At 63.0% G+C, this 11,685-nt stretch carries 13 protein-coding genes and 1 pseudogene; 9 read left to right on the top strand and 5 right to left on the bottom strand.

Translation table 11 applies throughout. The features are described from left to right. The first annotated feature begins 1,526 nt into the window (after positions 1-1,526). Positions 1,527-1,673, top strand: coding sequence for a hypothetical protein (locus tag ACPTTC_RS39105; protein WP_423396552.1), 147 nt, complete (start codon positions 1,527-1,529; stop codon positions 1,671-1,673). A gap of 929 nt (positions 1,674-2,602) precedes the next feature. Further along, entirely contained in the window at positions 2,603-2,911 is a 309-nt protein-coding gene (locus ACPTTC_RS39100) for a DUF4148 domain-containing protein (protein ID WP_175957345.1), read from the top strand. 180 nt (positions 2,912-3,091) lie between these two features. On the opposite strand, the gene gcvA is transcribed toward ACPTTC_RS39100, so the two are convergent. After that, entirely contained in the window at positions 3,092-3,997 is a 906-nt protein-coding gene (gene gcvA, locus ACPTTC_RS39095) for a transcriptional regulator GcvA (RefSeq protein WP_423396551.1), read from the bottom strand. Positions 3,998-4,136: 139 nt separating this feature from the next. Between gcvA and ACPTTC_RS39090 the strand changes: the two genes are divergently transcribed. The 3 genes from ACPTTC_RS39090 (at position 4,137) to ACPTTC_RS39080 (ending at position 7,911) form a co-directional block, all read left to right on the top strand. Beyond that, the gene (locus tag ACPTTC_RS39090; protein ID WP_423396550.1) at positions 4,137-5,435 is read left to right on the top strand and encodes an adenylosuccinate synthase; all 1,299 of its coding nucleotides are present in this window, start codon (positions 4,137-4,139) and stop codon (positions 5,433-5,435) included. 297 nt (positions 5,436-5,732) lie between these two features. Further along, entirely contained in the window at positions 5,733-6,674 is a 942-nt protein-coding gene (locus ACPTTC_RS39085) for a LysR family transcriptional regulator (RefSeq protein WP_226201157.1), read from the top strand. A gap of 265 nt (positions 6,675-6,939) precedes the next feature. Then, positions 6,940-7,911 (top strand): aliphatic sulfonate ABC transporter substrate-binding protein, encoded by a 972-nt coding sequence (locus tag ACPTTC_RS39080; RefSeq protein ID WP_423396549.1) that lies wholly within the window; start codon positions 6,940-6,942, stop codon positions 7,909-7,911. A gap of 12 nt (positions 7,912-7,923) precedes the next feature. Here the strand turns inward: ACPTTC_RS39080 and ACPTTC_RS39075 are convergent, their stop codons facing one another. Next, the gene (locus ACPTTC_RS39075; protein WP_423396548.1) at positions 7,924-8,061 is read right to left on the bottom strand and encodes a hypothetical protein; all 138 of its coding nucleotides are present in this window, start codon (positions 8,059-8,061) and stop codon (positions 7,924-7,926) included. Between the two features lie 177 nt (positions 8,062-8,238). After that, positions 8,239-8,952 carry a dienelactone hydrolase family protein gene (locus ACPTTC_RS39070; protein WP_175957333.1) on the bottom strand — a complete coding sequence of 238 codons (714 nt, stop codon included), beginning with the start codon at positions 8,950-8,952 and terminating at the stop codon, positions 8,239-8,241. Here ACPTTC_RS39070 and ACPTTC_RS39065 point away from each other — a divergent pair. After that, positions 8,951-9,214 carry a hypothetical protein gene (locus ACPTTC_RS39065; protein ID WP_423396547.1) on the top strand — a complete coding sequence of 88 codons (264 nt, stop codon included), beginning with the start codon at positions 8,951-8,953 and terminating at the stop codon, positions 9,212-9,214. The genes ACPTTC_RS39070 and ACPTTC_RS39065 overlap by 2 nt on opposite strands. Positions 9,215-9,274: 60 nt before the next feature. Here ACPTTC_RS39065 and ACPTTC_RS39060 read toward each other — a convergent pair whose 3' ends face one another. Then, on the bottom strand, positions 9,275-9,586 hold the full coding sequence (locus ACPTTC_RS39060; protein ID WP_226201162.1) for a DUF4148 domain-containing protein: 312 nt from the start codon (positions 9,584-9,586) through the stop codon (positions 9,275-9,277). On the opposite strand from ACPTTC_RS39060, the gene ACPTTC_RS39055 reads away from it, so the two are divergent. After that, a complete protein-coding gene (locus tag ACPTTC_RS39055; RefSeq protein ID WP_423396546.1) occupies positions 9,573-9,836 on the top strand; it encodes a hypothetical protein in 264 nt (87 codons plus the stop codon). The genes ACPTTC_RS39060 and ACPTTC_RS39055 overlap by 14 nt on opposite strands. A gap of 69 nt (positions 9,837-9,905) precedes the next feature. Here the strand turns inward: ACPTTC_RS39055 and ACPTTC_RS39050 are convergent. Next, positions 9,906-10,178, bottom strand: a pseudogene (locus ACPTTC_RS39050) (helix-turn-helix domain-containing protein); the annotation flags it as partial. On the opposite strand from ACPTTC_RS39050, the gene ACPTTC_RS39045 reads away from it, so the two are divergent. Together ACPTTC_RS39045 and ACPTTC_RS39040 are read left to right on the top strand one after the other, a co-directional pair. Next, positions 10,147-10,740, top strand: a complete 594-nt coding sequence (locus ACPTTC_RS39045) for an HD domain-containing protein (protein WP_423396545.1) — start codon at positions 10,147-10,149, stop codon at positions 10,738-10,740. The pseudogene ACPTTC_RS39050 and the gene ACPTTC_RS39045 sit on opposite strands and share 32 nt — an antisense overlap. Positions 10,741-10,932: 192 nt before the next feature. Further along, positions 10,933-11,460, top strand: a complete 528-nt coding sequence (locus ACPTTC_RS39040; RefSeq protein WP_423396544.1) for a catalase — start codon at positions 10,933-10,935, stop codon at positions 11,458-11,460. Positions 11,461-11,685: the final 225 nt, after the last annotated feature.

The following is an 11,685-nucleotide window of genomic DNA, read 5'->3' as shown; positions in this document are numbered from 1 at the left end:
CGTAATGTCCGGATAAGGTGACCTTGGTGAGAGAGGACTTTATACCTTTTCACGTCGACGAGCAACGCCCTTGTTCCGGCTTTACTTGCACTATCGCTCATAACTTTATGATACGAAAAGAAAATTTACGATCAGACGATCTGTGCGGAGCCCCATATCCAGCAACCTTTCGTCAAAAATGCTTCCCACAAGCCGCTACCTTTCATGCCTGGACACGGAAACCCGGCATGAGATTTGCCCCGGCCAAGGTAACCATCCATGGGAAGCAAACGTGCGGATTCGAGATCGGTTCGCGAATTCGTGATGCTCTGCAGCACAGACCTGTTTTGTTCCCATAACTTGCTACCTTTGCCGATTCCCACAGGAGGGTACCTATCGACCCGCTTCGGTAGCGTTGACTGTGGTGATTTTGGCCTTGAAGGCAGACATCGCTACCATAAACGGCAACCTGTTGGTTTCCCCATAAAAGGTTACCTGTTGGTGCCATCGATCCTGTCCATGGGAACCAGCCATAGGGAATCGTGGTGGCACGCAACCGAGCTGACCCAAATGCTACCCATAACCAGCTACCTTTAAGGCGCCCCATAACCGGCTACCCGAGAAAAAACACTGTGCGACCCGGCGTCCACGGATCAAAAAAAGCGCCCCATAAAAGGCTACCTGCGGGCATTCCCATAGACGACTACCCAACGCGTTTCCGGGCCGATTTCCCATAACCGGGTACGCTTGCCCCATATCCACAACCCTGATTCCCCACAACGCGGTACCCCAAACCCCAAATCCACAGACCTCAACCCCCAGCCCCTTACACCTGTGCTCCCATAAATGGGTACCGAACACCCGTCAAACCCTTGTCAGATATGGCTGTGAGCCGTCTAAAAGTAGTTAAAGAAGTAAACGTGGTTAACAAAAGATGTAAACACACGTGCGCTTCCGCAGAAAGACGAACCCCATAAACCGCTACCAATGGGTAGCCGTCTGTGGTGTCCCAGACAACTCAAACCGTCGATTCAAGCCTGAAAACAATGACTTGGCTCCTCGATCGACACTGGCTCGAGGCCCGACAAGGCTTCCAGAAGAGGTGAGCACACACTCACATCGACTGAAACGTAGAAACCTATGGGAGAAAAACGGGAAGAAAGTGCCGTTTCCAGGCACAGGTTCCCATTTATGGGACCCAAAACCCGGCGCCGTAACCTCGCCAGCACCTGTTACCAACCGGCAAAGCAGATCAGCGTTCCGGAAACACGAATCTCTGTGGTTTCGTTCACAGCAGCTTGAAATCATCCGGGACGGCAGGCGAAGGGATTTTTGCACTCACGCTTCCCTGTCCATGGACAAGTTTTTCCGATTGCCCGCCCACGCATCTCGTCAAATTTAGCCTGTGGCCTGTACACAGAGGAAATCGACGCCATTCGATTTGCTGCCTCCGTGGTCTTCCAACTTTCTACCTTTGGAGCGACCAACCCAAGTTCAATGCTGTGCGTCCGTGTCACAAGGAGAGGCCCGGGAACGGCTTCCCGTAGATGGACCCGGTGGTCGTACTGGCGGCACGCATCGCCGGCGCTTGGGTCGATCCGGTGCACGCCGTGAACCAACGTGAAGATGCGGGCGACCGCGAAGCTCACCGCAATCGAATTCGAACGATGATCCCGAACATTCTCACCTTCTGACAGCTCCGGATCCCGAAAAAGCTCACCGACCAGACGAGGCCAAGGGAATCGGCATGCTGTGCGGGGAGCGACACTCGCCTGGATTCCGGAGACCCAAACCGCGGAATGAAAAACCTGTGATCCCCGCACGTTGCGAGATGCGTTCCTGAGCGGAATCGGACGGTTCACAAGCATTGCCACGACATCACGACCCAACGTGCCAAGATCGCCAGACGAGCGTGGCGACCTCGGTGCTGTACCGTCGGCGTAGCCGTGAAGTGATTCCCACCGAATTCTTCACCGCACGCAACGTGTCCACACCTTTCGTCATACGGGCCACAGGACCGCGCGGCGACGAGTGATACCGGCTCGGGTAACGCATGGCATCACAGCGCGGCGATTGGTTGCCGGAGCGACTGCTGGGCGCTGTGGCGATTCGATCGCGCATGCCCTGATTACCGGAAAACCGAATCGTGGTCGTTTATGGGAGGAACCGTCGCTTGAACCGCGGCGACTGGCAACGCGGTAGACAGTTCGACTGCTGATGCTGTGATCGTGATTGATCTGATAACGGTCACATCAAGCGTGAGCGTGCCGGCGGCACCGTTTATGAAACAGTCACGGGTAACGCGCATCACACTGCACCGCGCGGACATGGCCCATCCTCGGCACTGAAGCACGGGTGCACCGACCGTTTCCCGTCTCCGCCACCGCGCGCTCAGCACGCGTGCCGACACGCACGACACAGTTCATCCTGCCTGTGACAGTCAAGCGGCCCCCCACGTTTTCTCCCATACGTGTATCCCAATTGCGCTTGCACGTTGACGCCACATTTTTCGCGGCGCGGTTATGATGCACTGGTCCCGAACGCGGCATGACAACCGACCGGGTCAGGGGCGGTATCTCGATGGTCTTTCAATCCGTGATAAACCAGATAAGAGAGTTCAGCGATGCGAATCCAGATCAGAAAACTCACGCTGGCTGCTACTGCAGCCGCGTTCCTGTTCGGCTCGGCAGTTCCCGCGTTTGCGCAGACCGACGCCAGCGCGCCCGCGGCACAGGACGCGAAGGCAGCGAAGAGCCAGGCACGCAAGGCGGCCAGGGCCCAACGCAGGGCGGAGCACAAGGCTGCACGTGCGAAGAACACCGCCGAGCTGAAGAAACTCGAAGATGCCGGTTACAAGCCGGCGGCCAACGATCCTAACTATCCGCAGAACCTGCAGAACGCGGAGAAGAAAGCTGCCGGCGCTGGTCAGTAAGCGTCGGCCGGCGGCAAGCCACGGTTCGATCCGCGGCTTGCCGCGTGCGTCGTGATCTCACGGCGCACATCGAAAACCACATTCCCGGTATCGACGAGGGAAAACGCAATCGATACGCTTGCGTCATTTGATTCGCATTCCTGCGTGTCTTGGCGCACGCCCTCCCGCACACTGACCCAGTCAGTTCCCCCCGCCGGGCGCAGCCGCATTTCCCGTCATCTTCAGCCAGTCCTTGAACGCCCGCACCGCTTCGTCGTTCGCGCGTGCCGAAGCCACGTATGTGAAGTAGCGCCACGGCGGCAGCGCCGGTTCGCTGAACGGCTGCACGAGCCGACCTTCGGCGATGTCGTCCGCGACGAGCGCGATCGGCCCCATCGCGACGCCGAGCCCGTCGAGCGCCCCTTGCAGCGTCAGGTAGAAATGCTCGAGCGTGAGCGAGTGGCGCGGCACGAGATTCGGCTGTCCGGCTGCCGCGAGCCATTCGGGCCACATGCCGGGATAGGTGGCCGCGTGCAGCAACGTGAAGCCGGCGAGATCGGCCGGCGCATGCAACGGCCGCCCCTCCAGCAGCTTCGGCGCACACACCGGCAGCCGGATTTCCGACAGGAATTCCTCTGCAACGTATCCGTCGATGGCCTGCGGGCCGCCGCGAACGATCAGGTCGACCCTGTCGCGCAGCTTGTCGATCGGCTCGTTCGACGTCGACAGCCGCACCTCGATAGCCGGATGGGCGACCTGGAACGACGACAGCTTCGGCACCAGCCAGCGCAACGAAAACGTCGCGGGGGCGCTCACGCGCAGCACGCGTGGCTGCGCATGCCCGAAATGCTGCGCGGTGGCGAGCGCGATCCGGTCGAACGACGCCCCGACCTCGGCGAGATACGCACGGCCCGAATCGGTCAGCTCGACCCGCCGGTTGTGGCGTTCGAACAGCGGCCGCCCGAGCCATGTCTCCAGTTGCTGCACGTGACGGCTGATCGCGCCGTGCGTCACGCACAGTTCGTCGGCGGCCAGCGTGAAGCTGCCGAGGCGCGCGGCGGCTTCGAACGCACGCAGCGAATTCAGCGGAGGGAGTCGTCGGGCCATTGCATGGTTCGTGTGATATTTGCTCACACGAGGATTCAGGTTTTATCGTTTGATCGGGTGCTCAAGCTCCGCCAATATGGCATACAAACGGCCGGTTCGGCCGAACGATTGTCTGAATTTCTCACATGGAGTACGAAGCATGCCGAACGTGGTGGTCGTGGGCGCCCAATGGGGCGACGAAGGCAAGGGGCGCGTCGTGGACTGGCTGGCGGCACAGGCCGATCTCGTTGCACGCTACAACGGCGGCCACAACGCGGGTCATACGCTGGTCGTCGGCGGCAAGACGTACAAGCTCGCGCTGCTGCCGAGCGGCGTCGTGCGCGGCAAGCGCGGCGTGATCGGCAACGGCGTGGCGCTCGATCCGGAAGCGCTGCTCGCGGAAATCGGGCGGGTGGCCGAGCTCGGGCTGTCGGTGACGCCGGACAACCTGTCGATCGCCGAGAACGCGACGCTGGTGCTGCCGATACACCGCGCGATCGACCAGGCTCAGGAGCGTCTGCGTCGCGAGCCGATCGGCACCACGCTGCGCGGGATCGGGCCGGCCTACGAGGACAAGGTCGGGCGTCGCGGGCTGCGCGTCGGCGATCTCGCGGAACCGGGCCAGCTCGCCGCCAAACTGGATGTGCTCGTCGACCATCACAACGCGTGGTTCCGCGGTTTGGGGCTCGACGAGTATTCTCGCGACACGATGCTGGCGACGCTGGTCGACCTCGCGCCGCGGATCCTGCCGTTCGTGCGCCCCGTCTGGGCCGATCTCAACGACGCGACCGACCGCGGCGAGCGCATCCTGTTCGAAGGGTCTCAAGCCGTGATGCTGGACATCGACTGGGGCACGTACCCGTTCGTGACGTCGTCCGGTACCGTTGCATCGGCGGCGGCGGCCGGTACGGGGCTCGGTGCGTCGAAGCTCGGCCACGTGCTGGGCGTCACCAAGGCGTATGCGACCCGGGTCGGCGGCGGCCCGTTCCTCACCGAGCTGTCCGACGCGACCGGCGAAACGCTGCGTGCGCGCGGGCAGGAGTTCGGCGTGAATACCGGCCGGCCGCGCCGCTGCGGATGGCTCGATGCCGCGCAGTTGCGTCAGGCCGTCAGGATCTCGGGTATCGATTCGCTGGCGCTCACCAAGCTCGACGTGCTCGATGGTTTCGCGTCGATCGCGCTGTGCGTCGGCTACGAACTCGACGGCGTGCGGGTCGATCATCTGCCCGCGAGCCTCGATGCACAGTCGCGCGCGAAGCCCGTGTACGAGCGGTTCGACGGCTGGCGCGGCACCGTGAAAGGGGTACGTGAACGTGCGGCGCTGCCGCGCGCCGCACAGGATTTCATTGCGCGCATCGAAGCGGTCGCGGGCGCACCGGTATCGATGATCACGACCGGTGCGGAGCGCAACGACACGATCGTGTTGCGTAATCCGTTCGATGCCGCAGCCACGGCCTGAGGCGTCATACATGCGGTGAATCGCGGGGCGGCACCGTGGTCGTCGGGCAGTTTTTGCCGATTCGGTGCCGCTCGTGTGCCGGCGCGACCGGTCGCGTATCCGCTCGGGCCGTACATCGCACACGGCGGCTCGGCAATACGATTCGGCGTCCGGATCACGCCGCGTACGGCGAACTGGACACGTCTGCACTGCTGCTGTACTGTTCCGCACAATTCGCGCCAGACCGGCCTGCGCCGGAGCCTCCGGCACCATGGCCGCACGGTGGCGCGACGTGATCTCAATCCCGGGGACAGGTCGATGGACACGTTACAGATGATGCGCATTTTCGTCCGGGTTGCGGAGGAGGGCAGCTTCACGAGCGCGGCCCAGCGCCTGGACATCACGACGGCCTACGCATCGCGGTCGGTCGCGCAGCTCGAAACGCATCTGCGCACGCGCCTGCTCAACCGCAGCACACGCCGCATCGCGCTGACCGACGCCGGGCAGCGCTATCTCGACCGCTGCCAGCGTATCCTCGGTTATATCGAAGAAGCGGAATCCGAGGCGGCCGATGCACAGGCAAAGCCGTCCGGACGGCTGCATGTCCATGCGACGACGAGCTTCGGCCAGGCCTACGTGGTGCCCGCGGTCGTGCGATACCGGCAGCGCTATCCATCGGTCGCGGTCGAGCTGACGCTGTCGCAGCACGTGCCCGACATCATCGACGAAGGCTACGACGTGTCGCTGCAGTTGAGCGCGACGGAGTTGCCCGATTCAGGGCTCGTGTCGCAGCGGCTCGGCGAGGTGCACAGCGTGCTGTGCGCGTCGCCCGCGTATCTGAAGGAGCGCGGTACGCCGCGCACGGTGCGCGAGCTCGACGGTCATGCGTGCCTGCAGATCGTCACGCCGGTATTTCCGCGCGATCGCTGGCATCTCCACGGCCCTGACGGCCCCGAGACGTTCGACCTGCCGTCGCCGGATTTCCAGGTGAACATCGCCGACGCGCTCGGCGCCGCATTGCGCGCCGGCCTCGGCATCGGTTCGCTGCCGATGTCGTCGGCGCTGCCCGCGCTGGCGAGCGGCGCACTGGTGCGTGTGCTGCCCGACTACCGGTTGCAGAAGCTGACGGTCTACACACTGTACGCATCGCGCCAGTATCTCGATGCGAAGATCCGCACATTCGTTGATTTCCTGCGCGAATGCGTGCCCGAAATGCTGGCCACCGACGAGGCTGCGCTGCACGCTTCCTGCAAGTCCTGAGGTTGTACCGTCGGCGTGTGAGCACGAGGCGGTGCGTCAATCAAACAAGTAATACGCAGTCCTCTATTTGGCGGAGATATCGGCCATCCTCACGACCGATCCGGGCAATGACGCCCGGATAACGGCCCTGCCCTTATGAAAGCGCTTGCTTTAGATATCGAACATCGTTGGTTCGGTGCGTGGTGCCAACCCCCTAGAATCGGTTCGACCGGCTTCGTCGCATGCGTGCGCAAAGCTGCATCCTCTTCATCGAACCCGATACGACATGGCAGACCAACACTCCACAACCCGCCGCAGGTTCCTGCATGCCGGCCTGGCGATCGCGGCGGGCGCCGCCGCGCATCCGGGCTTTGCGCTGGCGAGCACGGCCGGCGCGCGTACGTTGCGCATCGGCTATCAGAAAGGGCCGCTCAGCCTGTTGAAGGCGCGCGGTACGCTGCAGAGCAAGCTCGCGACGCTCGGCGTGACCGTCACGTGGACCGAGTTTCCGTCTGGGCCGCCGCAGCTCGAGGCACTGAACGCGGGATCGATCGACTTCGGCGATGTCGGTGAGGCGCCGCCGATCTTCGCGCTCGCGGCCGGCGCGCCGCTCGTCTATTACGCGCAGACGCCGGCCGGCCCTTCGGCCGAGGCGTTGGTGGTCGCGAAGGATTCGCCGGTCAGGACCTTTGCGGACCTGCGCGGCAAGCGCATCGCGCTGGTGAAGGGATCGAACACGCACTTCCTGCTGGTTCGGCTGCTGCAGGCCGCGAAGCTCAACTATGCCGACATCTCGCCGGTCTGGCTGTCGCCGTCCGATGCGCGCGCCGCGTTCGAGAATCGTTCGGTCGATGCGTGGATCATCTGGGATCCGTTTCTCGCGGTGGTACAGCAGGCGTTCGGCGCGCGGATCGTCGCGGACGGCACTGGGCTCGTCGAGAATCGCGGCTACTACTTTGCGTCGCGCACGTATGTGCAACGCAATGCCGACGTGCTGGATGCGGCCGTGGCGGAATTGACGGCGGTCCAGCGATGGCTCGATGCGAACCGCGCGCAAGGTGCGGCCGAGTTCTCGAAGCTGTGGGGGATTCCGGAGCCGGCGGTTGCGCTCGCGTTTCGCCGCGCGCGCTTCGGTGTCGAGCCCGTCACGCGTGACACGCTCGCGTATCAGCAGCGTATCGCCGACGTGTTCTTCCAGGCCGGCGTCCTGCCGAAGCGCGTCGACGTCAGCCTGGCTGCACCACCCGCGCTCGCTTGACGGTGCTACCGGTCAACGGCGGAACGGCAGCACGGCATCGTCCGGAATCGGGCGCACATACGGCCGGCCGCCGCGCCGCTCGAGCAGTTCCGCCTTCGCCTGCGCGAGCGTATCCCGCGCTGCGAGCAGGTCGATCGCGGTCGCGGTCATTGCCGTTCGAGATCTCGCCCGAAAGCTGACGGGTAAGCAAGGCCAAGGGCAGGGGCAAGCCACGACCCCTGTTCGCGGAGGTTCCCCAACGCGAAAACGAAAACGCCACGGATGAAAATCCGTGGCGTTTCTTTTTACGCAGCCTGCGTAGCCGTTCGCGTTGGAAGCGGCGTTACGTTACCCCTGCTTTTCCCAAAGCGTGCGGCCGAAGAACGTCAGCGTGCGATCCCACGCCATTTGCGACCACACCGGATCGAACTGCGTGCCGGCGATGCGGCCGGGGCCGACGGCTGTTTCATTCGCGAACGCGTGATGCGCGAGATAGCGATGGAATTCGATATTGACCTTCGCATCGGTCAGCTTCTTCTCGAGCGCATCGACCTGGTCGATCGCGAAGAACGCGTCCTGCGTGCTCCAGTGGCCCATCAGCGGCACCTTGAGCTTCGCCGGATCGAGGTAGTCGAGCGGCGGGAAGCCGTACCACGTGACGCCCGCGTCCGCATCGGCGAATTGCAGCGACAGCAGCGTGAGTGCGCCGCCCATGCAGTAACCCGTCACCGCGACACGCGAGGCAAGCGTCTTCAGATGCGTCACGGCGCCCGGAATGTCCTGTGAAGCCGCGTCGCCGAAATCGAGCCCGGTCATCAGATGGTGCGCTTCCTCTTCCTCGACCGTCGATTTGCCGCGATACAGGTCGGGCACGAGCGCGAAGTAGCCGCAGCGCGCAAGGCGATCCGCGACGCCACGGATCTGGTCGTTCAGCCCCCACCATTCCTGGATGACGACGACCGCGGGCGCGCCTTCGGTCTTTGCCGGCGTGGCGAGATAGCCCTGCAGTTCCTGGCCGTCCGGGCGTCGAAACGTGATCATGGAACCGGATGTTTGAGACATGAAACCGCTCCTTTTCGAAAAATGCGATGAGTGCGGCATCGGGGCCGGCCTGCGGGCGCGGCGACGATCGGACAGGCCGGGCGTCGTGGTTCTGCTCGCGTTCGTTTCGGCCGGCACCGACCACGCGGCCATTCTATGCGCAAACACCGGCTGCCGGCGTGAACGGAGCCGCGTCGCACGCGATCCGCAAGATCGCATCGATCGAGGCGCGCAATCCGTTCCGGAAGCGGGCGACCGGAACGCAAACACCCCGCCCCGATGAACGGGAGCGGGGTGTTTCGTTTGCTGCGCGCGTATCGGAATACGCGGGCGCGTGTCCGGCTTACTGGCCGAAATACACGGAGTCGCGGCCGTCCTGCTTGACAGCGATCGCGCGGCCGGCGCGTACGCCAGCGGAGGCTTGCGCGCCGTAGCCGGTTTCATCGGCGTTCGTCACACGGGCCTGTGCCGTCTGCAGCGCGCGCGGGTAATACTGATCGGAGACCTCCGGCTTGTAGCCGGCCTGTTCGAGCTGGACGAGTTCCGCACGCACCTGGGCACGCGTCAACTGGCCCGACGGGTTCGATTGTGCCAATGCGCCGTACGAGGCGGACAGGGTAGTTGCGGCGACGACAGCGTAGATGAACGACTTCATGATGACCTCCGGTTTCATTGATTTCGCGCTTCGCTTGTTGCGTTCAGCGGTTGATTGCATCGTAGCGATCACGTTACCGGTCGGAAATACGCGTTCCAGCGAATCATTATTGCAACTGGGTAAACGATCCGGGGTGGCTGGCGTTTTGTCTGATGATGGCGAGGCTGTCCGGCGCGTGATAGGGACTGCGGAGAGAGCCGCGAGTGGGGCGATGTCGTCGATCGGCCGCGGCCACACGAAGATCAGTTAAATCGCATTCCGAAATATTTGAGCGAGGCCGTTGATATCGTTCATGCCGTATCGCAGGCACACCGCCGCGTCACTCGACCAGGACCGCCTGCCGTTTCCGGTATTCGGCAGGCGTGATCCCGACGTGCCGGGTGAACGACCGCCTGAGCGTATCGACATTCGCGAAGCCGCATTTCGCGGCGACCTGTTTCGGCGTGTCGTGGCCGTTCTCCAGCAAGTGGCGGGCGGCCGAAATGCGGGTCGCCTCGACCCATGCGGCGGGCGTCATGCCGACTTCCGCGCGGAACAGCCGTGCGAAGTGGCGCGGGCTCATGTCCGCATGCTTCGCCATTTCAGCCACCGAATCTCCGTTGCTGTTCCATCATTCCAGTCGAGTGTTCTATTTCGCGGCGCTCGCGGGTCAGCGGCGCGGGCTGGAATACGATCCTGAGCTGCTCTACTGCGGCTGCATGTTCCACGACATGGGGCTTACGCACGAACACAGCAGCGCGTGCGAGCGTTTCGAGGTGGACGGCGCCAACGCCGCCCGCGATTTCCTCAAGGGCAAGGGCATCTCGCAGCAGGAGATCGACGCCGTGTGGGCCTCGATCGCGCTGCATACCACGCCGGGCATCCCGCAGCACATGCATCCGGTGATCGCGCTCGTTACCGCCGGCGTCGAGATGGACGTGCTGGGCCTGACGTATCCGGAATACAGCGACGTCGAACGTGAGGCTGTCGTCCGTGCGCATCCGCGTACGCCGCACTTCAAGGAAGACATCATTCAGGCGTTCTACGACGGGATCAAGCACAAGCCCGACACGACGTTCGGCAACGTGAAGGCCGACGTTCTCGCAGACAAGGATCCGCATTTCCACGCGGGAAATTTGTGCAGCGTGATCCGGTCGTCTGCGTGGGCCGGTTGATTGCTGCGGGACGGTGCACGATTCCGGGTGCGGAGCGGAGATCGTGCGTGTGGCGTGAATCGTGGCTCATGGCATATTCAGGAGTGCGATCATGTATGGCAAATCGCACGATCGAACGCTTACCCACGCGAATGGCGCGATTGTGGGCGATAACGCTAGCATTCAGGCGGCCGGGCCGGGTGACCTCGCGCAGTGATCCCGGAGCAGCGCATGCATGCGAAAGGTGTTGGCGTGTACGGCACGTTTGCCGTGGCGGACGAGATCGGCCGATACATGAGGGCGGAACCCATCTCGGCAATCGGCAAGCAGACGCTGATCGCGGATGTTTGCGCGCTTCCCGACGGTCAGCGGCGGACGTGGTTCGGTCGACGTCGTTGGACAACAGCGCGCGTCGGATCGCCGGGGTGTCGAACGACATCCTTCACGTCAAGTGGACAACTGTGCGAAGCTCGGGCCGACTTGTGGTGCGGGCATCGCGGCGACACGGGCGCGGCTGGCGGCGGCGTCGAGTCGAGCGGGGCGGGTTGGTGTGGTAGCGTCCGCCGCGTCGCAGGCGAAAAGGTAGCCGTGTATGGGAGCGCGATTCATTACGCTGCCGGATTTTCTACCGATACGAGCGTTCCAATGGTTTCCACACTTTATGACATACCCGATATTCCCCGTGTCGGTGTGTGCTCGACCTTGTCCGGAAGGATGAACCGGCGAAATGGGAACAAATGAAGCCAGTTAAAAAGTTGTTACGTGACAACCGGATGATGCTTGCCGGGACTTTATATACTGAACGATTGCATCCCATCCCCCAGGCGAATCTTCGATTCGCGGTCACAGAAGCTTGTCTCCAGGCCGATGAGTCATGTCGCTCCCGCCTTCGCAGGCAGCCTGACGAGCACCACAGGTGCGCCCATCATCGGCCCTTCGCATGTCCCTGGCAAAACGCCTATAATG

The sequence above is a fragment of the Burkholderia mycopellens genome (assembly GCF_964265025.1).
In the GTDB taxonomy this organism is placed as follows: Bacteria; Pseudomonadota; Gammaproteobacteria; order Burkholderiales; family Burkholderiaceae; genus Burkholderia.
This window is presented reverse-complemented; position numbering and strand designations above follow the sequence as displayed.